Source organism: Streptomyces sp. NPDC014623 (assembly GCF_043088245.1).
In the GTDB taxonomy this organism is placed as follows: domain Bacteria; phylum Actinomycetota; class Actinomycetes; order Streptomycetales; family Streptomycetaceae; genus Streptomyces.
The window spans coordinates 156,686-182,599 of record NZ_JBIBZU010000003.1; the positions used below are offsets into that span (position 1 = coordinate 156,686).

Consider the following 25,914-nt stretch of genomic DNA (forward strand, 5'->3'; position numbering starts at 1 on the left):
CCTTCCGCAGGAGCAGCCTCCCCGTGCGCATCGCAGTCACCGGCTCCATCGCCACAGACCACCTCATGACCTTCCCCGGCCGATTCGCGGACCAGCTGGTCGCCGATCAGCTGCACACGGTCTCGCTCTCCTTCCTGGTCGACAACCTCGACGTACGCCGCGGTGGCGTCGGGGCCAACATCGCCTTCGGCATGGGCGTGCTCGGCACGCAGCCGATCCTGGTCGGTGCCGCCGGGGCGGACTTCGACGACTACCGCGCCTGGCTCGACCGGCACGGTGTCGACACCGGCTCGATCCACATCTCCGAAGTCCTGCACACGGCACGCTTCGTCTGCACGACGGACTCCGACCACAACCAGATCGGCTCCTTCTACACGGGTGCGATGAGCGAGGCCCGGCTGATCGAGCTCAAGAGCGTCGCCGACCGTGTGGGCGGCCTCGACCTCGTCTCGATCGGCGCCGACGACCCCGAGGCGATGCTCCGGCACACCGAGGAGTGCCGCTCGCGGGGCATCCCGTTCGCCGCCGACTTCTCGCAGCAGATCGCGCGGATGGACGGCGAGGAGATCCGCATCCTGCTCGACGGCGCGACGTACCTCTTCTCCAACGAGTACGAGAAGGGGCTCATCGAGTCCAAGACCGGCTGGAGCGACGAGGAGATCCTGTCCAGGGTCGGTCACCGCGTCACGACCCTCGGCGCCCGCGGTGTCCGCATCGAGCGGACCGGCCAGGACCCCGTCGAGGTCGGCTGCCCGGAGGAGGAGCGCAAGGCCGACCCGACCGGCGTCGGCGACGCGTTCCGGGCAGGTTTCCTCTCCGGTCTCGCCTGGGGCGTGGGCCTGGAGCGCGCCGCCCAGGTCGGCTGCATGCTCGCGACCCTGGTCATCGAGACGGTCGGCACCCAGGAGTACACCCTGCGCCGTACGAACTTCATGGACCGCTTCACCAAGGCCTACGGGGACGAGGCGGCCTCGGAGGTCCGCAAGCACCTCTCCTAGGCGCCTCTCCCGGGACGAGGGAGCAGCGGCAGGGGGCTCACCGGAGCCGGCGGACCACATGGGCGGAGCCGTGGTCCGCCGGCTCCTCGCCCACGTACTCCTGTTCGCGCATCGTGCACCAGGCCGGGATGTCGAGGCGGGCGGCCTCGTCGTCCGAGAGCACCGTCACCGTGCCGCCCACGGGCACCTCTCCGATCACCTTTGCGAGTTCGATCACCGGAATCGGGCAGCGCCTGCCGAGGGCATCGACGACGAGCGAGGCCCGGGGCGCGGGGGAGGGGGCCGCCGCGACGGGTGCGCCGAGCCTCGCCCGCACCTCGGCCACCACCGCCGGCAGCACGTCGAGGAAGCCGTCGGTCTCCTCCTCCGTCGTCCCGGCCGGAAGCGACACGCGGATGTTTCCCCCGGTGAGGACTCCCATCGCCTCGAGGACATGACTGGGCGTCAGGGTGCTGCTGGTGCAGGACGATCCGGACGAGACGGAGAACCCGGCCCGGTCCAGCTCGTGGAGCAACGCCTCTCCGTCGACGTAGAGACAGGAGAAGGTGACCAGGTGCGGCAGCCGCCGGACCGGGTCGCCCACCACCTCGACGTCGGGCACCCGCGCCCCCACCGCCGCCCGGATGCGGTCCACCAGGACGCGCAGCCGGGCGCCCTCCGCCGCGGCCTCCGCGCGCACGGCCCGCAGCGAGGCCGCAGCCGCCACGATCGCCGGGATGTTCCCGAAGTCGGCGGCCCGGCCCGGCTCCTGTTCGCCGGCGGGGTCCGCGGGCGCGAACCGGACCCCCTTGCGCACGGCCAGCAGCCCGACCCCGGCCGGCCCGCCCCACTTGTGGGCGCTCGCGGTCAGGAGCGACCAGCGGCCGGGCACCGGCCCCCAGCCCAGCGACTGCGCGGCGTCCACCAGCAGCGGTACGCCCGCCCCGGCACAGATCTCGGCGGTCTCCGCCACCGGCTGTTCGGTCCCCACCTCATGGTTGGCGGACTGCAGGCAGGCCAGCGCGGTGTCCGCGCGAAGCGCCCGGCCGTACGCGGCGGGGTCCACCGCCCCGGCCCGGTCCACCGGCACCTCGGTGAACGATCCGCCCTCCGCCTCCAGAGCGGCGGCCGAACGGAGGACCGAGGAGTGCTCGACGGCGGAGAGCACCAGATGACGGCCGACACGCCGACGCCCGCGGAGCGCTCCGGCCACCGCGGAGTGCACCGCCCGGGTGCCGGACGAGGTGAAGACGAGTTCGTCCGGGCGGCATCCGACCGCCTCCGCCGCGGCCTCCCTGGCCGCGTCCAGCAGGACCGCGGCCCGCCTCCCCTCGCGGTGGAGCCGGGCGGGATCGGCCCAGCCCTCGTCCAGTGAGGCAAGCAGCGCCTGGCGGGCGACGGGGTGCAGGGGGGCGGAGGAAGCCGCGTCGAAGTAGGGCACCCGGCCACGCTAGCCCGCTCGGGGCTGTGACCAGGTGACCGGCCGCCTCCGGGAAGGGGAGAGGGGGCGTCAGACGGCGGCCGGAGGCGTGCGTTCCACCCCTTCGGGGTGTCGTGCGGCGCGTTGGGCACCCTCCCCGCGCGGCCCCAAATAGCGTCCAGTAGGGTTTGGTCCGCATAAACATCCAAACCCCTGCCCGCGTCAGGGCCGGCGACCGACCAAGCGAGACGGCCGCGCCGACCGTGCGGGCGAGACTCTCGGGAAGGCGCTACGTGAGTCCCAACGGCTCCGACCGCTCGTCGCGGCGCCCGATGCGGCGGAAGCTGCCGCAGGTGCTGACTGCGGGCCTGGTCCTGGCGACGGCCTCCGGTTGTTCATACAACTGGGAGGATTTCCCCCGCCTCGGTATGCCCACCCCGGTAACGGAAGAGGCCCCTCGGATCCTCTCCCTCTGGCAGGGCTCGTGGGCGGCAGCGCTCGCCACGGGCGTCCTTGTCTGGGGGCTGATCCTGTGGAGCGTCATCTTCCACCGGCGAAGCAGGACCAAGGTGGAGGTACCCCAGCAGACCAGGTACAACATGCCTATCGAGGCGCTGTACACAGTGGTCCCCCTCATCATCGTCTCGGTGTTCTTCTACTTCACCGCGCGCGATGAATCGAAGCTCCTCGAGCTCACTCCCAAGCCCGCCCACACGATCAACGTGGTCGGCTACCAGTGGAGCTGGGGCTTCAACTACATCGAGAAGGTGGAGGGCCAGCCCTCCACCGGCAACGAGGTCCCCAAGGAGCTCGCCGCCATCCCCGACAAGTACCGCAAGGACTTCCCCCAGGGCGCCGGCGGCGTCCACGACGTGGGCATCCCCGGTACGCGCAACCCGCAGAACGGCAACCCGGGCCCGACCCTGTGGCTGCCGAAGGGCGAGAAGGTCCGCTTCGTCCTGACTTCGCGTGACGTCATCCACTCCTTCTGGGTGGTGCCGTTCCTCATGAAGCAGGACGTCATTCCGGGCCACACCAACTCCTTCGAGGTCACGCCGAAGAAGGAGGGCACCTACATGGGTAAGTGCGCCGAACTCTGCGGCGTCGACCACGCCCGGATGCTCTTCAACGTCAAGATCGTCTCTCCCGAGCGTTACCAGCAGCACCTCAAGGAGCTGGCGGAGAAGGGTCAGACGGGCTACGTGCCGGCAGGCATCGAGCAGACGGACCCGGCCAGGAATGCGGAGACGAACAAACTGTGAGCATCCTCAACGAACCCCAGGGTGCCGCGGCAGCAGATGCCTCCTTCGAGGACCAGCTGCCGGTGCGGCGCAAGCAGCCGGGGAGTGTCGTCGTCAAGTGGCTGACCACCACTGACCACAAGACGATCGGCACGATGTACCTGGTCACCTCGTTCGCGTTCTTCTGCATCGGCGGTCTCCTGGCGCTCTTCATGCGCGCCGAGCTGGCCCGTCCGGGCACGCAGATCATGTCGAACGAGCAGTTCAACCAGGCGTTCACGATGCACGGCACGATCATGCTGCTGATGTTCGCGACGCCGCTGTTCGCCGGGTTCGCGAACTGGATCATGCCGCTGCAGATCGGCGCGCCCGACGTGGCGTTCCCGCGGCTGAACATGTTCGCGTACTGGCTGTACCTCTTCGGCTCGCTGATCGCCGTGGGCGGTTTCCTCACCCCGCAGGGTGCGGCCGACTTCGGCTGGTTCGCCTACTCCCCGCTGTCGGACGCGGTCCGCTCGCCGGGTGTCGGTGCCGACATGTGGATCATGGGTCTGGCCTTCTCGGGCTTCGGCACGATCCTCGGTTCGGTCAACTTCATCACCACGATCATCTGCATGCGCGCCCCCGGCATGACGATGTTCCGCATGCCGATCTTCACCTGGAACGTCCTGCTGACCGGTGTGCTGGTCCTGCTGGCCTTCCCGGTCCTGGCCGCCGCGCTCTTCGCGCTGGAGGTCGACCGGAAATTCGGCGCACATATCTTCGACGCGTCCAACGGCGGCGCATTGCTCTGGCAACACCTCTTCTGGTTCTTCGGCCATCCAGAGGTGTACATCATCGCTCTGCCGTTCTTCGGAATCATTTCCGAGATCATTCCGGTGTTCAGCCGCAAGCCGATGTTCGGTTATGTCGGTCTGGTCGCCGCGACGATCGCCATCGCCGGTCTTTCGGTGACGGTGTGGGCGCACCACATGTATGTGACCGGCGGCGTGCTGTTGCCGTTCTTCTCCTTCATGACATTCCTCATCGCGGTACCGACCGGTGTGAAGTTCTTCAACTGGATCGGCACGATGTGGAAGGGATCGTTGTCCTTCGAGACACCGATGCTCTGGTCGGTCGGCTTCCTGATCACCTTCGCCTTCGGTGGTCTGACCGGCGTGATCCTGGCCTCGCCGCCGCTGGACTTCCACATCTCCGACTCGTACTTCGTCGTCGCGCACTTCCACTACGTCGTCTTCGGCACCGTGGTCTTCGCGATGTTCGCCGGCTTCCACTTCTGGTGGCCGAAGTTCACCGGCAAGATGCTGGACGAGCGGCTCGGGAAGATGACGTTCTGGACGCTGTTCGTCGGCTTCCACGGCACCTTCCTGGTGCAGCACTGGCTCGGTGCCGAGGGCATGCCGCGTCGTTACGCGGACTACCTCGCCGCCGACGGCTTCACCGCGCTGAACACGATCTCGACGATCTCCTCGTTCGTGCTCGGTCTGTCGGTCCTGCCGTTCTTCTACAACGTGTGGAAGACCGCCAAGTACGGCAAGAAGATCGAGGTCGACGACCCCTGGGGCTACGGGCGTTCGCTCGAATGGGCGACGTCCTGCCCGCCCCCGCGGCACAACTTCCTCAGCCTGCCGCGGATCCGTTCCGAATCCCCGGCGTTCGACCTGCACCACCCGGAGATCACGGCGCTCGAGCAGCTGGATCACCTGTCCGAGGGTGACAAGGTCCTCGTGGGCGGCAAGGAGGACGGCAAGTGAAGATCCAGGGCAAGCTCTTCATCTGGCTGAGCGTCTTCATGCTGGCGATGGCCATCACGTACGGCCTGTGGTCCCAGGAGCCGGTCGGCACCACCGCGCTGGTCCTGTCCTTCGGGCTGACCATCATGATCGGCTTCTACCTGGCCTTCACGGCCAACAGGGTCGACGCGATGGCCCAGGACAACAAGGAAGCCGACGTCGCGGACGAAGCCGGTGAGGTGGGCTTCTTCTCGCCGCACAGCTGGCAGCCGCTCTCGCTGGCCATCGGCGGTTCCTTCCTCTTCATGGCCGTCGTCTTCGGCTGGTGGCTGGCCTACTTCTCGGCCCCGCTGCTCCTGATCGGCCTCTTCGGCTGGGTCTTCGAGTACTACCGGGGAGAGAACCGCACCCAGTAGGACACGCCGTCACAGGACGCGTCGCACCCTTACGGGGGCCTGGACCGCTCAGCAACGAGCGGTCCAGGCCCCCGTTTGCAGTCACTGGACGCGCTGGATCGGATGAATCTTCTTAGCGTGGGTTCATGAATCACATGCCGCGCATCCGCACCGCAGTGAGCTGCACCCTGCTGGCCGTGACCCTGGTCGCAGGTGTGACCGCCTGTGGCGAGCCCGAAGGCCACCCGCTGTCGCTGAGGCCGCACGACGCCGCCGGCCTGGTCTCCTTCAACGGTCCGGCCGGGGACGAGAAGGCGGACCCCGACAAGCCCCTCGAGGTCACCGTCAAGGACGACGACGCGAAGATCACGGACGTGACGGCCGTCGACACCCAGGGCCGCCATCTGGCGGGTGAGCTCGACGCCGACGGCAAACGGTGGCATTCCACCACCTCGCTCGCCGCCGGCACCCGGTACACCGTCAAGGTCTCCACCGAGAACGGTGACGGGGCTCCGGGCAGCCGTACGTACGCCTTCGGCACGGCCTCGGCCAAGAAGTTCCTGAAGGTCACCTTCGGCCCGCAGGCGGGCACCTACGGCGTCGGGCAGCCCCTCACAGCGGAACTCAGCGCTCCGGTCACCGACAGGGCGGCCAGGGCCACCGTGGAACGGGGCCTGCAGGTCCGGTCAGCCCCCGCCGTCACGGGCTCCTGGCACTGGGTGGACGCCAAGACCCTGCACTACCGGCCCCAGGAGTACTGGCCCGCCGACGCCAGCATCGACGTCCGCAGCAACCTCAAGGGAATAAAGGTCACGGACGCCCTCTACGGCGCCGCCGCGAAGCCCCTGAGACTCACCACCGGCGACCGCATAGAAGCGATCACCGACGCCTCGGAGCACACCATGACCGTCCTGCGCAACGGTGAGGTGATCAACACCCTGCCGGTCACCACGGGCAAGCCTGGCTTCGAAACCCGCAACGGCGTCAAGGTCGTGCTCGCCAAGGAGCAGTTCGTACGCATGCGCGGGGAGAGCATCGGTATCGCCGCCGGCTCCTCGGAGTCCTACGACCTGCCGGTCTACTGGGCGACACGCGTCACCTGGAGCGGTGAGTACGTCCACGCGGCGCCCTGGTCGACGGGCTCACAGGGCAACGCGAACGTCAGCCACGGATGTACGGGCATGAGCACCGCCGACGCCGAGTGGTTCTTCGAGACCGTCCGCGAGGGCGACATCGTCAAGGTCGTCGGGAGCGACGGCGAGATGATGACGCCCTTCGACAACGGCTTCGGTGACTGGAATCTGGCCTGGGACGCCTGGCTGAAGGGCAGCGCGCTGCACGGCGGCGGCACGCCGGACACGGGAACCGGCGTCCAGGCGGCGCGGCTGCGCCCCCAGGTCTGATCCCTCCGGGAGCGCGCCGCGTCCCGGAGGGACACCGCGCGGGGCGCGGGGCCCCTGCGCCTCAGGCCTCCACGGACAGCCTGTGGCGCAGCAGGGAGGCCAGGGAGTCCGCGAAGCCGACCGGGTCGACCGGATGCGTCACAGCGGCGTCCGCACGGCTCCACGTGGCCAGCCAGGCGTCCTGCGGGCGTCCGATCAGCAGCAGCACGGGCGGGCAGTCGAAGATCTCGTCCTTGATCTGCCGGCAGACGCCCATGCCGCCCGCCGGGGCCGTCTCGCCGTCCAGCACGCAGACGTCGACGCCCCCCCGGCCCAGGGCGCTCAGGACGGCGGGCAGGGTGGCGCACTCCAGGAACTCCACCGGTGGGACGTCCGCCGCAGGCCTGCGCCCGGCGGCCAGCCTCACCTGCTCACGGGTGCGGGCGTCGTCGCTGTAGACCAGGACCGTGGCGGTCGGCTGCATTGTTCCTCCGTGACGTCTGTGTCTTCGGGGCTCTCGGGGCATGAACCGATGGGCGGATCGTACTCCGGCGGACCGCCTGTCAGCACCGGTAAGGACAGCGGTTCGATGGGCCGTTCGGTGAGGACACACGCCGCTGACACACCGAACGGCACCCCCCGGAGTGAGGGCGGGATAAGCGACCGACATAATGTCGGTCGTGGCGACAGCAACGACAGTAGAAACCGGGCACGCGCACCCGTCGGTCAATCGGCCGAACCTCACCAGCGTCGGAACCATCATCTGGTTGAGTTCCGAGCTGATGTTCTTCGCGGCCCTCTTCGCGATGTACTTCACCCTGCGATCGGTGATGGGACCCGATCACTGGAAGGAGATGGCTCACCATCTGAACTTCCCGTTCTCGGCGACGAACACCACGATCCTGGTGCTTTCCTCTCTCACCTGCCAGCTCGGCGTATTCGCCGCGGAGCGGGGCGATGTGAAGAAGCTCCGCACCTGGTTCATCATCACGTTCGTGATGGGTGCGATCTTCATCGGAGGCCAGGTCCTCGAGTACACCGAGCTGGTCAAGGAGGCGGGTCTCTCCCTGTCCTCCGACCCGTACGGTTCGGTGTTCTACCTGACGACCGGCTTCCACGGTCTGCACGTGACAGGCGGTCTCATCGCCTTCCTGCTCGTACTGGGCAGGACATACGCGGCCTCGAGATTCACCCACGAACAGGCCACCGCCGCCATCGTCGTGTCCTACTACTGGCACTTCGTCGATGTCGTCTGGATCGGTCTGTTCGCCACGATCTACATGATCAAGTAACCGGGCTCGCACCCACCCACCATCGACGCAGAAGATCCTGACACCGGGGTAATCCGTGAAAAAGCTCTCCGCACGACGACGCCATCCGCTGGCGGCGGTCGTCGTACTACTCCTCGCGCTGGCGGCTACCGGGGGGCTGTACGCCGCGTTTGCGCCTGCGGGTAAGGCGCAGGCCGACGAAACCGCCCAGTCCCTCGCCATCGACGAGGGCAAGAAGCTCTACTCCGTGGGCTGCGCCAGCTGCCACGGATCCGGCGGTCAGGGCACCACCGACGGGCCGTCCCTCGTGGGCGTCGGCTCCGCCGCCGTCGACTTCCAGGTCGGTACCGGACGCATGCCGGCCCAGCAGCCGGGCGCCCAGGTGCCGAAGAAGAAGGTCATCTACACCCAGGCCGAGATCGACCAGCTCGCGGCGTACGTCGCGTCCCTGGGCGCCGGCCCGATCACTCCCACCAAGAGCCAGGTCGACCCTTCGGGCGCCGACGTGGCCAAGGGCGGTGACCTGTTCCGCAACAACTGCGCGCAGTGCCACAACTTCACCGGTAAGGGCGGCGCCCTCACGAACGGGAAGTACGCCCCGGACCTCGAAGGCGTGAGCCCGAAGCACATCTACGAGGCCATGCAGACCGGCCCGCAGAGCATGCCGTCCTTCCCGGACAGCACCATGCCGGAGCAGCAGAAGAAAGACATCATCGCGTACATCAAGACCGTCAACGGCAGTGAGTCCGAGTCCCCCGGCGGACTCTCGCTCGGTGGCCTCGGCCCCGTCAGCGAGGGTCTCTTCGGCTGGATCTTCGGCCTGGGCGGCCTGATCGCCATCGCCGTATGGGTCGCGGCCCACACCGCTAAGGCCAAGAAGTCATGAGTAGCCAACAGATTCCAGAAGAGAACCTGCCGGTAGAGCAGGGCACCGCGCACGGCGCGGTAGAGGGTGCGGGCGACCCGTTCGCCGACCCGGGGCTGCCGGCCCACCGGCCGCGCATCCAGGACATCGACGAACGGGCCGCGAACCGCTCCGAGCGAGCCGTCGCCCTCATGTTCACGCTGTCCATGCTGGCGACGGTCGGCTTCATCGCCTCGTACGTCATCTTCCCGGTCGACAAGATCGTCTTCATCTGGCCGTTCGGCCACGTGAGCGCGCTCAACTTCTCCCTGGGTCTGACCCTGGGGCTGGCGCTCTTCCTCATCGGCGCGGGCGCCGTCCACTGGGCGCGCACCCTGATGTCCGACGTGGAGGTCGCCGACGACCGGCACGCGATCGAGGCGACGCCCGAGGTCAAGGCCAAGGTCATGGCCGACTTCGCGGCCGGCGCCAAGGAGTCCGCGCTCGGGCGGCGGAAGCTGATCCGCAACACCATGTTCGGTGCGCTGGCCCTGGTGCCGCTCTCCGGTGTGGTGCTGCTGCGCGACCTCGGTCCGCTGCCGGAGAAGAAGCTCCGCAAGACCATGTGGGCCAAGGGCAAGCAGCTCGTCAACATGAACACCATGGAGCCGCTGCGCCCCGAGGACGTCGTCGTCGGTTCGCTGACCTTCGCCATGCCCGAGGGCCTGGAGGAGGACGCGCACGACTTCCAGACGCAGATCGCCAAGGCCGCCCTGATGATCATCCGCATCGAGCCGGAGAACATCAAGGACAAGCGCGAGCGTGAGTGGGCCCACGAGGGAATCGTGGCCTTCTCCAAGATCTGCACCCACGTCGGCTGCCCGATCAGCCTGTACGAGCAGCAGACGCACCACGTGCTCTGCCCGTGCCACCAGTCCACCTTCGACCTCTCCGACGGCGCCCGCGTCATCTTCGGTCCGGCCGGTCACGCCCTTCCGCAGCTGCGGATCGGTGTGAACAGCGAGGGCAACCTCGAGGCGCTCGGTGACTTCGAAGAGCCCGTCGGTCCTGCCTTCTGGGAGCGCGGATGAGTACTGCGACGGAAACACAGCGCAAGGCGCCCGCCGGTGAGCGGGTGGCCGACTGGGCGGACGGCCGGCTGGGCATCTACGGCCTGGCCAAGGCCAACATGCGCAAGATCTTCCCGGACCACTGGTCCTTCATGCTGGGCGAGATCTGCCTCTACAGCTTCATCATCATCATCCTCACGGGTGTGTATCTGACGCTGTTCTTCAACCCGAGCATGAACGAGGTCGTCTACCACGGCTCGTACGAGCCGATGAACGGCATCCGGATGTCCGCGGCGTACGCCTCGACGCTGGACATCAGCTTCGACGTCCGCGGTGGCCTGCTGGTCCGGCAGATCCACCACTGGGCCGCGATCGTCTTCCTCGCCGGCATGTTCGTGCACATGTTCCGGGTGTTCTTCACCGGTGCGTACCGCAAGCCGCGCGAGATCAACTGGCTGTTCGGCTTCCTGCTCTTCGTGCTCGGCATGTTCACCGGGTTCACCGGCTACTCGCTCCCGGACGACCTGCTCTCCGGTACGGGTGTGCGCTTCACGCAGGGCGCGATCCTGTCGATGCCGATCGTCGGTACGTACATCTCGATGTTCCTGTTCGGCGGGGAGTTCCCCGGCACGGACATCATCTCGAGGTTCTACTCGATCCACATCCTGCTGCTGCCGGGCATCATGCTCGGGCTCGTGGTCGGCCACCTCATCCTGGTCTTCTTCCACAAGCACACGCAGTTCGCCGGCCCGGGCAAGACGAACAAGAACGTCGTCGGCATGCCGCTGCTGCCGGTGTACATGGCCAAGGCCGGAGGCTTCTTCTTCCTGGTCTTCGGTTTCATCGCGATCCTCTCGGCGATCGCCACGATCAACCCGATCTGGGCGCTCGGCCCCTACCGCCCCGACCAGGTGTCCACGGGCGCCCAGCCGGACTGGTACATGGGCTTCGCGGAAGGCTTCGTCCGTGTGATGCCCGGCTGGGAGATCAACCTCTGGGGCCACACGCTGGTCCTGGGCGTGCTCATCCCGCTGGTGCTGTTCGGTCTGGTCCTCGGGGCGCTCGCCCTGTACCCGTTCATCGAGTCGTGGATCACCGGCGACAAGCGCGAGCACCACATCCTGGACCGCCCGCGCAACGCTCCGACCCGTACCGGGCTGGGCGTCGCCTGGGTGACGATCTACTTCGTCATGCTGATCGGCGGCGGCAACGACATCTGGGCGACCCACTTCCACCTGTCGCTCAACGCGATCAGCTGGTTCGTACGGATCGCCTTCTTCGTCGGCCCGGTCCTCGCCTTCGTCGTCACCCGGCGGATCTGCCTCGGCCTCCAGCGCCGCGACAAGGAGAAGGTGCTGCACGGGCGCGAGTCCGGCACCATCAAGCGCCTGCCGCACGGTGAGTTCGTCGAGATCCACGAGCCGCTCAGCCAGGAGCAGCTGCACACGCTCACGGCACACGAGCAGTACAAGCCGGTCGAGATCGGTCCGACGGTCGACGAGAACGGTGTCGAGCGCAAGCCGTCGGCGCTCCAGAAGCTGCGGGCCAGGCTCAGCCGGAGCTACTACGGCGAGAACAACCAGATCGCCAAGCCCACTGCCGAGGAGTACAAGGAGATCACCAGCGGCCACGGCCACCACTGATCACCTCAGCTGACCGCCACGGCAAGAGCCCCGTCCATCCGATGGACGGGGCTCTTCGCCGTCCCCGGGCCTGGATAGGGTGGGGGGCATCCTTGTACCGGCTGTGGACCCCAGGAGCGGACCATGAACGTGGTGACCCCGGACGGCGGCGACAGCGTGGCGGACCGCACCTGGCCCGGCGTGCTGACCCCCCTCCTGCGCGGTGAGAACCTCGGCGTGGACGACACCGCGTGGGCCATGGACCGCATCATGCGCGGTGAGGCCACGGACGTGCAGATCGCCGGTTTCGCGGTCGCCCTGAGGGCCAAGGGCGAGACCGTCGACGAGGTCACCGGACTCGTCCGCGCCATGTACGAACACGCCCACACCATCGATGTGCCCGGCCGCACGGTCGACATCGTGGGGACGGGCGGTGACATGGCCAAGACGGTCAACATCTCCACCATGTCGGCGATCGTCGTCGCGGGGACGGGCGCCAAGGTCGTCAAGCACGGCAACCGAGCCTCCTCATCGGCGAGCGGGGCCTCCGACGTGCTGGAGAAGCTCGGGGTCAACCTCGAACTGACGCCGCAGCGCGTCGTGGCCGTGGCCGAGGAAGCGGGCATCACCTTCTGCTTCGCGGTGAAGTTCCACCCCGCCCTGCGGTACGCGGCCAGGGCGCGCAAGGAACTCGGCACCCAGACCACCTTCAACATCCTCGGCCCGCTCACCAACCCGGCCCGGGTGCGCTCCCAGGCCATCGGGGTCGCCGACCCGAAGATGGCTCCCATCGTCGCGGGCGTGCTGGCCGACCGGGGGAATTCCGCGCTCGTCTTCAGGGGCGACGACGGCCTCGACGAGCTGACCACCACGGCCACCTCCCGCGTCTGGACCGTCCGGGACGGCATCGTCCGTGAGGAGGCCTTCGACCCGCGCGACGTCGGCCTGGACCTGGTCCCCGTCGAGGCGCTGCGCGGCGCGGACTCCTCGTACAACGCGGATGTGGCCCGTCGGCTGCTCGACGGGGAGACCGGACCCGTACGCGACGCGGTGCTCCTCAACTCGGCTGCCGCGCTGGTCGCGCTGGACCCGGGGGAGGGCACGCTGAGCGAGCAGCTCTCGGGCGGGATCGCGCGGGCCGCGGAGTCGATCGACTCGGGGGCGGCCAAGCACACGCTGGAGCGCTGGGTGACGGCCAGCAACGCCTGAGGGCGCACGAGGTGAGCCAGGGCGCAGTCCGTATCGCGGACTGCGCCCTTGCGTGTCTGTGCGGGTGTGGCAAGATGCTGCGCAGGTCATGAGTGACAGCGACTACGGCCCCGGCCCGCTGTCCGGCAACCCTCCGTCCGTGGCGGGGTGCCCCGGGTGAAGACCAGGCCGCAGGCAGCGAGGTCTGCGGCAAGCGCGGGCCCCTCGGCATCGTCGGATGCCACCCCTTGGGGTCCTGGTCCCAGGGAGCCTCTTGTGAGCAAGCGAATGCGATAGGGCTCGACGCCCTCCTCCGCACACCCTTCTTCTCCGTTTCCCCGCGCTACTGCGTATCGCCGGCGCGTGGATCTCGCCTGCCTCTTACGGGAGTTCGCCATGTCTGCCTCCACCGTCACCGTCGACCAGTCCATTTGTGCCCCGCTGCCGGTTCTGGGGGCCGACGTCACCGTTCCGCTCGTGACGGGGGGAGAGGTCACCTACGCCGCCCTCGACTACGCGGCGAGTGCCCCGGCTCTCCAGCGGGTGTGGGACGACGTGGCCGCCTACGCCCCGTACTACGGCAGCGTGCACCGCGGTGCCGGGTACCTCTCGCAGCTCTCCACCGACCTGTTCGAGAACAGCCGCGTGACCGTCGCGGAGTTCCTCGGCTGCCGCGTCGGCGACCAGGTGGTCTTCACCCGCTCGACGACCGACTCCCTCAACCTGCTGGCCGCAGCCCTGCCCGACGGCTGCCAGGTGTTCGTGTTCGAGACCGAGCACCACGCCTCGCTGCTGCCCTGGCGTGACGCCCGGGTGACCTGCCTCGACGCGCCCCGCACCCCGGACCAAGCCGTCGCCACGCTGGAGCGGGCGCTGGCGGAGCGCGAGCCCCATGGACCCGCCCTGGTCTGTGTGACGGGCGCGTCCAACGTCACGGGTGAGCTGTGGCCGGTGAAGGAACTGGCCGCCGCCGCCCACGCGCACGGGGCGCGGATCGTGCTCGACGCCGCGCAGCTGGCGCCTCATCACCCCGTGGACATCGCCGAACTGGGCGTCGACTGGGTCGCCTTCTCCGGGCACAAGCTGTACGCCCCCTTCGGCTCGGGTGTCCTCGCGGGCCGTTCCGACTGGCTGGTGGACGCGGAGCCGTACCTCGCGGGCGGCGGCGCCTCCCGGAAGGTGGCCCGGCGTGCCGACGGCGGTGTGGACGTCGAGTGGCACACCACCGCGGCCCGGCACGAGGCCGGATCGCCCAACGTCATCGGCGTCCACTCCATCGCCGCCGCCTGCAGGGCCCTGACCGAGGCCGGATTCGACCGGCTCGCCGCGCGGGAGCAGCGGCTGGTGACCCGGGTCCGCGAGGGCCTCGCCGAGGTCCCCGAGGTGAGGGTGCTCTCACTGTTCGGAGACGACGCCCCGAGGGTCGGCGTCATCTCCTTCGTGGTCGAGGGATGGAACAGCTCGCACTTCGCCGCGGCGCTCTCCGCCGAGTACGGCATCGGGGTGCGCGACGGGCTGTTCTGCGCCCACCCGCTGGTGCGGACCCTGCTGGGCGGTGAGCCGCAGGAGCCGGGCGAGTGCGGTGCGCCGGAGGCCGCGCCGGGGGAGAAGTCCCTCAACGCCATCCGGGTGAGCTTCGGTGCCGGCACTCCGGACGAGCACATCGAGCGCTTCCTCGGAGCCGTCCGCGAACTGGTGAGCGAGGGCGCCCGCTGGACCTACCGGACCGAGGAGGGCCGCTGCGTGCCCGACCGGGGCGCGGCCGCACAGGTCTGAGCGGTCCCGGGCACGGCTGCGGCCGGGGACGGGAGGCGCCTCGCCCCGTCCCCGGCCGCACGTCTTCTCAGGCGTCGAGCCCGATGGCGAAGGCCGCCTCGAGGTCGTGCTGCGAGTACGTGCGGAAGGCCACGTGGGTGTCGGTGGCCTCGACGCCCTGGATCTTGCTGATCCGGCCCGGGATGACATCGGCCAGATCGTCGTGCCTGGCCACCCGGACCATGGCGATCAGGTCGTACGTACCGGTGACCGAGAAGACCTCGCTGACGCTGTCCAGCGAGGCGATGGCCTCCGCGATCTCGGGAATCCGGTCCACGCTGGTCTTGATGAGCACGATCGCGGTGATCACGGCTGGTTTTCTCCCTCAGTGGCCGTGGCTGGAGACTTCACTGTAGTACCCCGGAACCGCGCCCAGGCGTAGCAGAACCCGGCCACGAAACCCGCCACGTGCGCGAGGTACGCCACACCCGGGCCGCTGCCCGCGCTCCGCGCCGCCAGCCACTGCAGGACGAACCAGAACACGAGCACGATCCAGGCGGGGAAACGCAGCGGCAGGAAGAAGAGGAACGGGAAGAGACTGGTGACCCGGGCCCGGGGGAAGAGGCGGAGGAACGCGCCGAGCACCGCGGAGATCGCTCCCGACGCGCCGACCAGTGTCTGGTGCGAGTCCGCGTGCACCACCGCGTAGGCCACCAGGGCGAAGTAGCCGCACACGAGGTAGAAGAAGACGAATTCGGTGCGGCCCATGCGCTCCTCGGTCATCGCGCCGAAGACGTACAGGAAGAGCATGTTGCCCAGCAGGTGCAGCCAGCTTCCGTGGACGAAGAGCGCGGTCAGCGGGGTCAGGACCGCGTGCGCGGAGCCGTCCAGGAGTTCACCCGGGATCACTCCCCACCGCTCGAAGTACCCGGCCTGGGCCGCCAGGAGGGCGTCGGCACCGCCGTGGGCGGGGACGAACCCGGAGAGCGGGCTGAGCAGGAACACCGCGCAGCACAGCGCGATCAGCCCGTGCGTGACCGGGGCCCCGCCCGCCGCTGCCGCCCCGAGCTCCCTGGCCCGCTGCCGCCAGCCGGCTTCCCGCCAATCGGTCACGTACAGAGCATGACGCACCCGGCGGGAGCGGGACGGATCGCCTCGCCGTGACGGCGGTCGCGCGTGAGGCCGTAGGGTTACCGCAGGACATCCGCAGTTCGACGGCGCACCGCGAGATCGAAGACCTGGGCACGCACGAGACTCGACGAAAGAGGATGCAACGATGACGACGGTTCCCCAGCCGACGGACGGGACGCGCTGGCGCTGCACGCTCTGCGGCAACCTCACCCGTTTCGACGTGACGCGTTCCTCGAAGGTCGTGGAGTACGTGCACCTCGACCTGGCCGGGGAGTCGAGTGTCGAGGAGCGCGAGGTGGTCAGTGAGACCATCGAGTCGGTGCGCTGCCGTTGGTGCAACGCCGTGGACCAGATCGAGCTGGTCGACAGGCCTGGTGCCGACTCCTGACGGAGCCGTTCGGACAGACATTTTGGGGTGATGGATGGTGGAGCAGCCGACAGGCGGCGCCGAACCGGCCGACGCGGCCGACGGCACCGCGGAGTCGCTCGACCGTCCGCTGCCCGAGGACGTGCGCCGCAAGGTGATCGCGCTGGTCTCGGACGCGTTCGGTGGCCTGACCGTCGGCGAACTCCCCGCCCAGCTGCGGCAGTACGCCCGTTTCACCCCGACCAGGCGGGCCAGGTTCGCGGGTAACGCGATGGCCGCGGCTCTGGAGGGCGACCCGGCGTTCCGCCGGCGTATCGGTGAGCGGATCGGGCAGACCCAGCCGGAGCTGGCCGAAGCGCTCACCTCCGGTGCGCCGCCCGCCGCCGCCGACCCCGTCGATGTGGCCGCCGCCGCCTATGTGCTGCGGCCGGCCGGCTGGGTCAAGCTGGTGGCGGCGGCAGGTGAGGAGGTCCAGCGGGCGCACGCCGAGCGGGCGGACGAGGAGGCCAGGCGCGAGCTGGAACGGCTGCGCGAGGAACTCGACCGCGCCCGCGGCCGGACCAGGGCCGACACCGACCGGCTGCGCTCGGAGCTGGAGGCCGCCCGCAAGGAGGCCGACTCCCTGCACCGCAAGCTGCGCAGCGCCCTCAGCGAGGTGAAGCGGGGGGAGGCGGCCCTGCGCAAGGCCGGCGCCGAGACCGACGCGGTGCGGGCCGAAGCCGCGGCCCAGGTCTCCGCCGCCGAGAGCGAGTCCCGCCGGCTCAAAGCGCGGCTGGCCGAGGCGGAGGCGTCCGCCGAGGCGGGCCGCCGGGCGGCCAGGGAGGGGCGCTCGGTCGAGGACATGCGGCTGCGGCTGCTCCTGGACACCGTGCTCGACGCCGCACAGGGGCTCCGCCGCGAACTGGCCCTGCCCCCTTCGTCACTCCGCCCCGCGGACGGCGTCGAAGCGGTGGAGCCCGGCAGGATGTCGCCGAAGGACATCGCGGCCAGGGCCCTTTCGGAGACCGACCCGGCGCTGCTCGACCAGTTGCTCGCGCTGCCGCAGGCCCATCTGATCGTCGACGGTTACAACGTCACGAAGACCGGCTATCCGCAGATGCCCCTGGAGAAGCAGCGGTTGCGCCTCCTGGGCGGTCTCTCGGTCCTCGCGGCGCAGACGGGCGCGGAGATGACCTGTGTCTTCGACGGGGCCGAGCTGGCCGCCCCGGTCCTGCTCGCGCCACCGCGTGGCGTCCGTGTCCTGTTCAGCAAGGCCGGGGTGACCGCGGACGAGCTGATCAGGCAACTGGCGCGCGCCGAACCGCCGGGCAGACCCGTCGTCGTGGTCTCCACCGACCGCGAAGTCGCCGACGGCGTCGCGAAGGCGGGAGCCCGGCCGGTCGCGTCCGCCTTGCTCCTGAAGCGCCTTTCGCGCGTCTGAGGCGTCTTGTGAGACATGTGCGGCTTGCCGGAATTCATGGAACGTACCGTCAAGTCACCGCTACACGCAGTTCGATGAAAGTAAAGAAGTTCCTGGTGTGACGAGATTTTGCCCGTGAGGATTTGAACTGATCACAAGATGGTCACTAAGGTCAGGCCTCGAACCTTCGCACGGTTGATTGCCCACCCGGGGTGACGGCGAAGGAACCGCCGAGTCCGTGACGTACACGGAGCCGGGGATTCATTCGTGTCCCCCACAACCCGGTAGGCGGCTGGAGGAAGAAGGAGCTCGCCTTCGTGGCGTCCCACCGTCGTCCCAAGCAGCCGAGCCGCACCCGCGTGACCGTGCTCACCGCGACCGCCGCTGCCGCCGTGGCCCTGACCTCTCAGGCCGCCCAGGCCGACCCCAAGCCGACCAAGAGCGAGGTCAAGGAGAAGGTCGACAAGCTCTACCACGAGGCCGAGGTCGCCACGGAGAAGGCCAACGGAGCCAAGGAGCAGCAGGACAAGCTCAAGAAGCAGGCCGACGCCCTCCAGGACAAGGTCGCCCGGGGACAGGACGAGCTCAACACCCTGCGCGGTGAGCTGGGTTCGCTCGCCACCGCGCAGTACCGCTCCGGTGGTCTCGACCCGTCGGTCCAGCTGCTGCTCTCCTCGGACCCGGACAGCTTCCTCGAACAGGCTTCCGCGCTCGACCAGCTGACGGCCAAGCAGGCCGAGTCGCTGCAGAAGATCCAGGCGAAGCAGCGCACCCTCGCGCAGCAGCGCAAGGAGGCGCAGGGCAAGCTCGACGACCTCGCCGACGTCCGCAAGACGCTGAACGAGAACAAGAAGAAGTACCAGGGCAAGCTCGCCGACGCGCAGAAGCTCCTGAACACCCTCACCGCCGCCGAGCGGGCCAAGATGGCCGAGGACGAGCAGCGCGCCAGCCGCGCCGCCGGCGACCGGGTCGAACTCGGCAACGAGGTCCCCGCGTCCGCCCGTGGAGCCGCCGCCCTCCAGGCCGCCGCCACGCAGCTGGGCAAGCCGTACGTCTCCGGCGGCTCCGGACCCAACTCGTTCGACTGCTCGGGTCTGACCCAGTGGGCCTACGCCCAGGCCGGCGTCCAGATCACCCGCACCACGTACACACAGGTCAACGACGGCGTACGGATCGGTCGCGGCGCGCTCAAGCCCGGTGACCTGGTCTTCTTCAGCAACACGTCGCACGTGGGTCTGTACGCGGGCAACAACCAGGTCCTGCACGCGCCGTACCCGGGCCAGGTCGTCCGCTACGAGGCCATGGAGTACCTGGGCTCGTTCCAGTTCGGCGTGCGCGTCTGACGCCCGGACGGGCGAATCGCAGCACCCCGGCCGCACCTCGCCCCGCCGGAGACCACAGGTCTCCGGCGGGGCGCCGCTGTCCCCGGTCCCGCCCTCCCGCCCTCCCCGGCCGGTCGCGCCTGACCGTACGATCGGCGTGATGGCTGTTCGGGCACGGGACACGCGGCGGGTGCGCACCCGCGGGCGGCGCACGGCGGGTGCCGTGCTCGCCGCTCTGCTGCTCGCGCCCGCGTGCTCCGCCCCCGAGGACACCGCGGGCACCACCGCCCAGGAGGTCGGCGCCACCCTGGACCGCCGCGCGGCGGCCGTCATGGAGCACGACACCGACGCGTACCTGGCCGCGCTCGACCCCCGGGCCGCCTCCTTCCGGGCCGCTCAGCGCACCGAGCTGCACAACCTCGCCGACGTACCGCTGGAGTCATGGGCGTACGAGGTGAAGGACGTGACCGGCCGGGGGACGGACCGGGTGACCGCCGAGGTCGAACTGCGCTACCGGATCAAGGGGTACGACAAGGCCCCCATGTCCTCCTCCCGCACGGTGGAGCTGGTCCGCCGCGGCGAGGCCCGGACCTGGTACGTCGCCGCCGACCGGGCCGCCGACGGCACTCCGGGCCAGCTCTGGCAGCAGGGCGACGTCGAGGTCGTACGGGGCACGCACAGCCTGGTCCTCGGGGTCGGGCGCCGGACGGCGGAACTGCGCCGGATCGCGGCCACCGCGGACCGGGCGGTCCCGGCCGTCACGGGAGCCTGGCCGGAGGCCTGGGCGGAGCGGGTGGTGGTGCTCGTCCCCGGGTCCGTGGAGGACATGGCGGAGCTCCTGGGCTCGCCCGCCGCGAGCTACCGGGGCATAGCGGCCGTCACCACCGGCGAGGTCGGTGGCAGCGGCCGGGCGCCGGCGGACCGGGTGATCGTCAACCCTCAGGCCTACGGGATGCTCGGCGGCTTCGGGCAGCGGGTCGTCCTCACCCACGAGACCACCCACGTGGCGACCCGGGCGCACACCTCCGCGGCCACTCCCGTCTGGCTCTCCGAGGGTTTCGCGGACCTGGCCGCCTACCGCCGGGAGAGCCGCACGGCACCCGAGCTCGCACCCGAGCTCGCCGAGGCGGTCCGGGGCGGCGAGCTGCCCGCGCAGCTGCCGGCCGACGAGGACTTCGGCTTCGGAGAGGACCCGGCGAAGCTCTCCCGGGCCTACGAGGGCGGCTGGCTGGCCTGCGAGCTGATCGCGCGGGAGTGGGGCGAGGAGGAGCTGATCGCCTTCTACAAGGCCGTGGGGAGCCGTTTCGAGCGGGACGGCGCCGTGGAGCAGGCCATGCACACGGTGCTCGGCACCACCCCCCAGGACTTCACGGCGCGCTGGCGGGAGTATCTGCGCGCCCGGCTCGGCTGAGCCGCTCCGCCGGACGTCCTTGCCGCGCCCCCGGCACGGTGTCCCGCCACAGCCGCCGCCCGGCCCCGAGCGTCGCGGCGACGAGCAGGCCGTTGCGTACGGTCATGAGCGCCACGCCCTCCGCGTCGCTCGCCACCACGTGCGCGAAGCCGAGCGGGAACTCCAGCAGGGTGACAGCGGTGGCCACCAGGACCAGGCACGCCGGCAGCACCATCCGGCTGCCGCGGAAGACCAGGCACACCGCGGCGAGACCGAGCGGCCACACCATGTACTGCGGGCTGATGACACGGCTGGTCACCGTGAACAGCAGCACCGCGGTGAACGCCGCGTCCGCCGGGGTGTGCACCGCGGACACGCGGGCCCGCAGCCGCCACACCAGCAGCCAGCCGAAGGCGAGCACGCTCAGTGCCAGGGCCAGCGTGCTCACCAGCGCCACGTGAGGGCCGGCGAACTCCATCGAGCCGTAGCGGAGCTCCACCCGGCCCTCCCAGCCGAACTGCCTGGCCACATGGAAGACCAGCGCCCCCAACGACTCGATCTCCAGTCCCCGGTCCCGCTGGAACGTCAGGAAGGCGAACGCGCCGGGCAGCACCACCCCGGCCGCCAGGGCCAGGACCACGGCCGTCACCGCCGCCGCCGACCAGGCCCGGAGCGTGGCCCGGCCCCGGGCGGTACCCACCAGCAGCAGCACCGGCCAGACCTTCAGTAGCGTGCCGAAGGCGGCCAGCGCACCCAGCACCCGGGGGTGGCGGACGCCCGCCAGGAGCGCCGCCACGGCGACGGCCGTCACCATCAGGTCGTACCGGGCGTACACGGTCGGTCCGAGCAGCGGTACACCCACCACCCACAGCCACGTGCCCGCGTCACGCATGCCCGGACGGCTGCCCGCGTACAGGAGCAACCCGAGGACCAGTGCGTCGCACAACAGCACGAGGACGAAGAAGGCGGAGGCGTACTCAAGGAAGGGCAGCAGATCCGGGGAGAGCACGGCGAGCGCGGCGGCGGGCGGATACTGCCAGGTGACGTCGTCCAGCGGGTAGGAGCCGGCGCGGAGGACCTCGTACCAGCCCCGGTAGATCACCGAGACGTCGCTGGTGACGTCCGGCCCCGGCACCGTGAACACCTTGAAGACGCAGAGCAGCAGCACCGCCCGGGTGAGGCCCCACACGGCGAGGCACGGGCCCCGGCCGCTCGTACCTGTCCTGACCGTCATGCACGCCATGATGCAGGCCCCGGCCGTGCGGGAGCCGTCAGGCAGGGCCGTCGGGCCGCCCGGTACTGTCGGCGGCGATGGACAAGACGCTGATCGTGACGAACGACTTCCCGCCCCGCCCCGGCGGCATCCAGGCCTTCCTGCACAACATGGCGCTGCGCATGGACCCCGAGCGGCTCGTCGTCTACGCCTCCACCTGGAAGCGGGGCGCGGAAGGCGCCGAGGCCACCGCCGCCTTCGACGCCGAGCAGCCGTTCACCGTCGTACGCGACCGTACGACGATGCTGCTGCCCACCCCCCGGGTCACCCGCCGGGCGGTCCGGCTGCTGAACGAACACGGCTGCTCCTCCGTGTGGTTCGGCGCGGCCGCCCCCCTGGGGCTGATGGCCCCGGCGCTGCGCAGCGCCGGAGCACGCCGGATCGTGGCGACCACGCACGGCCACGAGGCGGGCTGGGCGCAGCTGCCCGTCTCCCGGCAGTTGCTGCGCCGCATCGGTGAGGGCACCGACACCCTCACCTACCTCGGCGAGTACACCCGGTCCAGGATCGCCGCCGCGCTCACCCCGGAGGCCGCGGACCGGATGGTGCAACTGCCGCCCGGGGTCGACGAGAAGACCTTCCACCCGGCGTCCGGCGGCGACCGGGTCAGGGCCCGGCTCGGGCTCGCGGACCGGCCCGTCGTCGTGTGTGTGTCCCGGCTCGTGCCGCGCAAGGGCCAGGACACCCTTGTCCTGGCCATGCCCGCGATCCTGGCGCGGGTGCCGGACGCCGTCCTGCTCGTGGTCGGCGGCGGCCCCTATGCCGGGCAGCTGAAGAAGCTGGCGGCCGAGACCGGCGTGGAGGACTCCGTGCGCTTCACCGGCCCCGTGCCCTGGGAGGAGCTGCCCGCCCACTACGGCGCCGGCGACGTGTTCGCCATGCCCTGCCGCACCCGGCGCGGCGGCCTCGACGTCGAAGGCCTCGGCATCGTCTACCTGGAGGCGTCCGCGACCGGGCTGCCGGTGGTGGCGGGCGACTCGGGGGGCGCCCCGGACGCCGTGCTCGACGGCGAGACCGGATGGGTGGTGAGGGGCGGCTCCGCCGAGGAGTCCGCCGACCGGATCGTCACCCTGCTCGGCGACTCCGGGCTGCGTCGGCGCATGGGGGAGCGGGGCAGGGCGTGGGTCGAGGAGAAGTGGCGCTGGGACCTGCTCGCCGGAGAGCTGAAGAAACTGCTCTGAACAACGACGGGGAGGGACCCGCACCGGGCCCCTCCCCCCTGTGTGTCCGGCTCAGCCGCGGTAGATCGACTCGACATCGTCCGCGAAGTCCTTCGCCACGACGTTGCGCTTCAGCTTCAGCGACGGCGTGATGTGGCCCGCCTCCTCGGTGAACTGCGTCGCCAGGATGCGGAACTTGCGCACCGACTCCGCCTTGGACACCGCGGCGTTGCCGTCGTCCACGGCCCGCTGCACCTCGGCCAGCAGCTCGGCGTCCTCGCGCAGCGAGACCGCCGTCGACCCGGCCGGCTTGCCGTTCTCCTCGGCCCAGCGGGAGAGGAACTCCTCGTCGAGGGTGAGCAGTGCGCCGACGAACGGGCGTCCGTCACCGACCACCATGCACTCGGCGACCAGGGCGTGCGCGCGGATCCGGTCCTCGATCACCGCGGGGGCGACGTTCTTGCCGCCCGCCGTGACGATGATCTCCTTCTTGCGGCCCGTGATCGCGAGATAACCGTCCTCGTCGAGCGTGCCGATGTCCCCCGTGTGGAACCAGTTGTCGGCCAGCGCCTCGGCCGTCGCCGCCTCGTTCTTCCAGTAACCGGTGAACAGGTGCTCGCCGTGCAGCAGTACCTCACCGTCGTCGGCGATCCGCACGACCGAGCCCGGCAGCGGCTGGCCGACCGTACCGATCTTCTGCCGGTCCCACGGGTTGAAGGCCGTGGCGGCGCAGGTCTCGGTGAGGCCGTAGCCCTCCAGCACCGTGAAGCCGATGCCCCGGAAGAAGTGGCCGAGCCGCTCGCCCAGCGGCGCGCCGCCGGAGATCGCGAACTCGCCGCGGCCACCGAGCACGGCGCGCAGCTTGCCGAACACCAGCTTGTCGAAGACCTTGTGCTTGAGCTTCAGGCCGAACGAGGGGCCTTCCGGCGTGCCCAGCGCCCGGCTGTACGCGATCGCCGTGCCGGCGGCCCGGTCGAAGATCTTGCCCTTGCCGTCGGCCTGGGCCTTGGCCCGCGCCGAGTTGTAGACCTTCTCGAAGACCCGCGGCACCCCGAGGATCAGCGTCGGCCGGAAGGAGGCCAGCTCATCGGTGAGGTTCTTGATGTCCGGCACGCAGCCGAGCTTGATCGGCGCCATCACCGAGGCGACCTCGACCAGCCGGCCGAAGACGTGCGCGGCGGGAAGGAAGAGGAGGACGGAACACTCACCGGTGCGGAAGAGGGGCTTGAGCCGTTCCACGACGTTGCCGCACTCCGCGAAGAAGCTGCGGTGCGTCAGCACACAGCCCTTCGGGCGGCCGGTGGTGCCCGAGGTGTAGACGATCGTCGCCGGGTCGTCGGCCTTGGCGCTCACCATGCGCAGGTCCAGGGTCTCGTCGGAGACCCCGGCGCCCGCGGCCACGAGCTCGGCGACGGCGCCCCGGTCGATCTCCCAGACGTGCCGCAGACCGGGGAGCCCGTCCCGCACGGCGGTGACGGCCTCGGTGTGGGCGCTGCTCTCCACGACGACGGCGACCGCACCCGAGTCACCGAGTATCCACTGGACCTGCTCGGGGGAGCTGGTCTCGTACACCGGCACGGTGACGGCGCCCGCGCACCAGATGGCGAAGTCCAGCAGGACCCACTCGAAGCGGGTGCGTGACATCAGCGCGACCCGGTCGCCGGGCTCGACACCCGCCGCGATCAGGCCTCTGGCGGTGTCCCTGACCTCAGCGAGGAACCGGGTCGCCGTGACGTCCGTCCAGACACCGGCCACCTTCCGGCTCATCACCGCGACATCGGGATGCTGAGCGGCGTTGCGGCGGATGAGATCGGTCAGGTTGCCGTCCGTAGGGACCTCGTACAGGGCCGGAAGGCTGAACTCGCGCAAGACTGCTGCTCCTCATCGGGCTCCGGTTCCACGGCTCTGTGCGACGTACCGGATCGGTCCAAGACTGGCAGATGCTCGGTGGGGTGAGCACGACTGGACTGGCGGGACGTTACCCACCGGTAGTCGGTTCCGGAAAGGGGGATCCGGCCAGATGTCTTATGCATCACACATATCGGTGGCCTTCGGCGCACATTAGTCCACCCGTGTCCCGATCCGGAAGTAATCGCAGGTCGGATGGCCTCTACCCAGAGCGGCGCGCGTCGACCTAGGGTGATCCGCATGCGAGCCGGTACACCGCACGATCAGCACACAACCCCCACCCGACGGACACGCGTACACGTGGTCAGCGACGTGCACGGGAACGCGGAGGCGCTGGCACGCGCCGGCGACGGCGCGGACGCCCTGATCTGCCTGGGGGACCTGGTCCTCTTCCTCGACTACGCCGACCACTCGCGCGGCATCTTCCCCGACCTGTTCGGCGTCGCCAACGCCGACCGCATCGTCGAGCTGCGCACGGCACGCCGCTTCGAGGAGGCACGGGCCTTCGGCCGCGAACTGTGGGCCGGCCGGGACCGCAACGCGGCGATCCTGTCCGCCGTACGCAAGCAGTACGCCGAGATGTTCGCGGTCATGCCCACCCCGACGTACGCCACCTACGGCAACGTCGATGTGCCCGCGCTCTGGCCGGAATACGCCAGTTCGGGTACCACCGTGCTGGACGGGGAGCGGACCGAGATCGGTGGCCGGGTCTTCGGGTTCGTCGGGGGAGGCCTCAGGACCCCCATGAACACCCCGTACGAGATCGGCGACGAGGAGTACGCCGCCAAGGTCGAGGCGCTCGGGCCGGTGGACGTCCTGTGCTCGCACATCCCACCGGACGTCCCGGAGCTGACGTACGACACCGTCGCCCGGCGCTTCGAGCGCGGCAGCCGCGCACTCCTGGACGCCATCCACCGCACCCGCCCCCGCTACGCGCTTTTCGGCCATGTCCACCAGCCGCTGGTGCGCCGGATGCGGATCGGCGCCACCGAGTGCGTCAACGTCGGCCACTTCGCCTCCAGCGGGCGCCCCTGGGCCCTGGAGTGGTGAGCGACACGGCCACCGG

The 25,914-nt window shown here is 69.9% G+C and carries 23 protein-coding genes and 1 riboswitch; of the genes, 17 read left to right on the forward strand and 6 right to left on the reverse strand.

Features of this window, described 5'->3' with window-relative positions:
- Positions 1 to 23 precede the first annotated feature (23 nt).
- A complete protein-coding gene (locus ACF1FZ_RS07065) occupies positions 24 to 998 on the forward strand; it encodes a carbohydrate kinase family protein (RefSeq protein ID WP_391772345.1) in 975 nt (324 codons plus the stop codon).
- Positions 999 to 1,035: 37 nt separating this feature from the next.
- Here ACF1FZ_RS07065 and ACF1FZ_RS07070 read toward each other — a convergent pair whose 3' ends face one another.
- On the reverse strand, positions 1,036 to 2,418 hold the full coding sequence (locus ACF1FZ_RS07070) for a cysteine desulfurase/sulfurtransferase TusA family protein (protein ID WP_391772346.1): 1,383 nt from the start codon (positions 2,416 to 2,418) through the stop codon (positions 1,036 to 1,038).
- 272 nt (positions 2,419 to 2,690) lie between these two features.
- Between ACF1FZ_RS07070 and coxB the strand changes: the two genes are divergently transcribed.
- The 4 genes from coxB (at position 2,691) to ACF1FZ_RS07090 (ending at position 7,169) form a co-directional block, all read left to right on the forward strand.
- Entirely contained in the window at positions 2,691 to 3,659 is a 969-nt protein-coding gene (coxB, locus tag ACF1FZ_RS07075; protein WP_391772347.1) for a cytochrome c oxidase subunit II, read from the forward strand.
- Positions 3,656 to 5,392: a cytochrome c oxidase subunit I gene (gene ctaD / locus ACF1FZ_RS07080; RefSeq protein ID WP_391772348.1), complete on the forward strand. Its 1,737-nt coding sequence runs from the start codon at positions 3,656 to 3,658 to the stop codon at positions 5,390 to 5,392. The genes coxB and ctaD overlap by 4 nt, the downstream gene beginning before the upstream one ends.
- On the forward strand, positions 5,389 to 5,787 hold the full coding sequence (locus ACF1FZ_RS07085) for a cytochrome c oxidase subunit 4 (RefSeq protein ID WP_391772349.1): 399 nt from the start codon (positions 5,389 to 5,391) through the stop codon (positions 5,785 to 5,787). The genes ctaD and ACF1FZ_RS07085 overlap by 4 nt, the downstream gene beginning before the upstream one ends.
- A gap of 125 nt (positions 5,788 to 5,912) precedes the next feature.
- A complete protein-coding gene (locus tag ACF1FZ_RS07090) occupies positions 5,913 to 7,169 on the forward strand; it encodes an Ig-like domain-containing protein (protein WP_391772350.1) in 1,257 nt (418 codons plus the stop codon).
- A 61-nt stretch (positions 7,170 to 7,230) separates the two neighbouring features.
- Here ACF1FZ_RS07090 and ACF1FZ_RS07095 read toward each other — a convergent pair whose 3' ends face one another.
- Positions 7,231 to 7,632: a hypothetical protein gene (locus ACF1FZ_RS07095; protein ID WP_391772351.1), complete on the reverse strand. Its 402-nt coding sequence runs from the start codon at positions 7,630 to 7,632 to the stop codon at positions 7,231 to 7,233.
- A 187-nt stretch (positions 7,633 to 7,819) separates the two neighbouring features.
- On the opposite strand from ACF1FZ_RS07095, the gene ACF1FZ_RS07100 reads away from it, so the two are divergent.
- The 6 genes from ACF1FZ_RS07100 to ACF1FZ_RS07125 all read left to right on the forward strand — a co-directional run bounded on the left by ACF1FZ_RS07100 (position 7,820) and on the right by ACF1FZ_RS07125 (position 14,919).
- Entirely contained in the window at positions 7,820 to 8,440 is a 621-nt protein-coding gene (locus ACF1FZ_RS07100; RefSeq protein ID WP_014045480.1) for a heme-copper oxidase subunit III, read from the forward strand.
- Between the two features lie 55 nt (positions 8,441 to 8,495).
- A complete protein-coding gene (locus ACF1FZ_RS07105) occupies positions 8,496 to 9,305 on the forward strand; it encodes a c-type cytochrome (RefSeq protein ID WP_391772352.1) in 810 nt (269 codons plus the stop codon).
- Entirely contained in the window at positions 9,302 to 10,354 is a 1,053-nt protein-coding gene (locus tag ACF1FZ_RS07110; protein WP_391772353.1) for a Rieske 2Fe-2S domain-containing protein, read from the forward strand. The genes ACF1FZ_RS07105 and ACF1FZ_RS07110 overlap by 4 nt, the downstream gene beginning before the upstream one ends.
- A complete protein-coding gene (locus ACF1FZ_RS07115; protein ID WP_391772354.1) occupies positions 10,351 to 11,976 on the forward strand; it encodes a cytochrome bc complex cytochrome b subunit in 1,626 nt (541 codons plus the stop codon). The genes ACF1FZ_RS07110 and ACF1FZ_RS07115 overlap by 4 nt, the downstream gene beginning before the upstream one ends.
- 123 nt (positions 11,977 to 12,099) lie before the next feature.
- Complete coding sequence (trpD, locus tag ACF1FZ_RS07120) at positions 12,100 to 13,164, forward strand: anthranilate phosphoribosyltransferase (protein ID WP_391772355.1); 1,065 nt, start codon at positions 12,100 to 12,102, stop codon at positions 13,162 to 13,164.
- An 84-nt stretch (positions 13,165 to 13,248) separates the two neighbouring features.
- Positions 13,249 to 13,366: riboswitch (SAM riboswitch) on the forward strand.
- A gap of 173 nt (positions 13,367 to 13,539) precedes the next feature.
- A complete protein-coding gene (locus tag ACF1FZ_RS07125) occupies positions 13,540 to 14,919 on the forward strand; it encodes an aminotransferase class V-fold PLP-dependent enzyme (RefSeq protein WP_391772356.1) in 1,380 nt (459 codons plus the stop codon).
- 67 nt (positions 14,920 to 14,986) lie between these two features.
- Here the strand turns inward: ACF1FZ_RS07125 and ACF1FZ_RS07130 are convergent, their stop codons facing one another.
- Both ACF1FZ_RS07130 and ACF1FZ_RS07135 read right to left on the reverse strand, forming a co-directional pair.
- On the reverse strand, positions 14,987 to 15,268 hold the full coding sequence (locus ACF1FZ_RS07130; RefSeq protein WP_325745094.1) for an Lrp/AsnC ligand binding domain-containing protein: 282 nt from the start codon (positions 15,266 to 15,268) through the stop codon (positions 14,987 to 14,989).
- On the reverse strand, positions 15,265 to 16,011 hold the full coding sequence (locus ACF1FZ_RS07135) for a rhomboid family intramembrane serine protease (protein ID WP_391772357.1): 747 nt from the start codon (positions 16,009 to 16,011) through the stop codon (positions 15,265 to 15,267). The genes ACF1FZ_RS07130 and ACF1FZ_RS07135 overlap by 4 nt, the downstream gene beginning before the upstream one ends.
- Before the next feature lie 163 nt (positions 16,012 to 16,174).
- Here ACF1FZ_RS07135 and ACF1FZ_RS07140 point away from each other — a divergent pair, with 163 nt between their 5' ends.
- The 4 genes from ACF1FZ_RS07140 to ACF1FZ_RS07155 all read left to right on the forward strand — a co-directional run bounded on the left by ACF1FZ_RS07140 (position 16,175) and on the right by ACF1FZ_RS07155 (position 20,528).
- Positions 16,175 to 16,417, forward strand: a complete 243-nt coding sequence (locus ACF1FZ_RS07140) for a hypothetical protein (protein ID WP_014156692.1) — start codon at positions 16,175 to 16,177, stop codon at positions 16,415 to 16,417.
- A 37-nt stretch (positions 16,418 to 16,454) separates the two neighbouring features.
- Complete coding sequence (locus ACF1FZ_RS07145; protein ID WP_391772608.1) at positions 16,455 to 17,816, forward strand: NYN domain-containing protein; 1,362 nt, start codon at positions 16,455 to 16,457, stop codon at positions 17,814 to 17,816.
- Positions 17,817 to 18,112: 296 nt separating this feature from the next.
- Positions 18,113 to 19,138 carry an NlpC/P60 family protein gene (locus tag ACF1FZ_RS07150; protein ID WP_391772358.1) on the forward strand — a complete coding sequence of 342 codons (1,026 nt, stop codon included), beginning with the start codon at positions 18,113 to 18,115 and terminating at the stop codon, positions 19,136 to 19,138.
- A gap of 139 nt (positions 19,139 to 19,277) precedes the next feature.
- Entirely contained in the window at positions 19,278 to 20,528 is a 1,251-nt protein-coding gene (locus tag ACF1FZ_RS07155; RefSeq protein ID WP_391772359.1) for a hypothetical protein, read from the forward strand.
- Here ACF1FZ_RS07155 and ACF1FZ_RS07160 read toward each other — a convergent pair.
- Complete coding sequence (locus ACF1FZ_RS07160; protein ID WP_391772360.1) at positions 20,485 to 21,741, reverse strand: glycosyltransferase 87 family protein; 1,257 nt, start codon at positions 21,739 to 21,741, stop codon at positions 20,485 to 20,487. The two genes, ACF1FZ_RS07155 and ACF1FZ_RS07160, sit on opposite strands and share 44 nt — an antisense overlap.
- A 77-nt stretch (positions 21,742 to 21,818) precedes the next feature.
- Between ACF1FZ_RS07160 and ACF1FZ_RS07165 the strand changes: the two genes are divergently transcribed.
- On the forward strand, positions 21,819 to 22,961 hold the full coding sequence (locus tag ACF1FZ_RS07165) for a glycosyltransferase family 4 protein (protein WP_391772361.1): 1,143 nt from the start codon (positions 21,819 to 21,821) through the stop codon (positions 22,959 to 22,961).
- A 51-nt stretch (positions 22,962 to 23,012) separates the two neighbouring features.
- On the opposite strand, the gene ACF1FZ_RS07170 is transcribed toward ACF1FZ_RS07165, so the two are convergent.
- Entirely contained in the window at positions 23,013 to 24,809 is a 1,797-nt protein-coding gene (locus ACF1FZ_RS07170; protein WP_391772362.1) for an AMP-dependent synthetase/ligase, read from the reverse strand.
- Between the two features lie 279 nt (positions 24,810 to 25,088).
- Here ACF1FZ_RS07170 and ACF1FZ_RS07175 point away from each other — a divergent pair, with 279 nt between their 5' ends.
- Positions 25,089 to 25,898 carry a metallophosphoesterase gene (locus ACF1FZ_RS07175; protein WP_391772363.1) on the forward strand — a complete coding sequence of 270 codons (810 nt, stop codon included), beginning with the start codon at positions 25,089 to 25,091 and terminating at the stop codon, positions 25,896 to 25,898.
- The last annotated feature ends 16 nt before the right edge of the window (positions 25,899 to 25,914 follow it).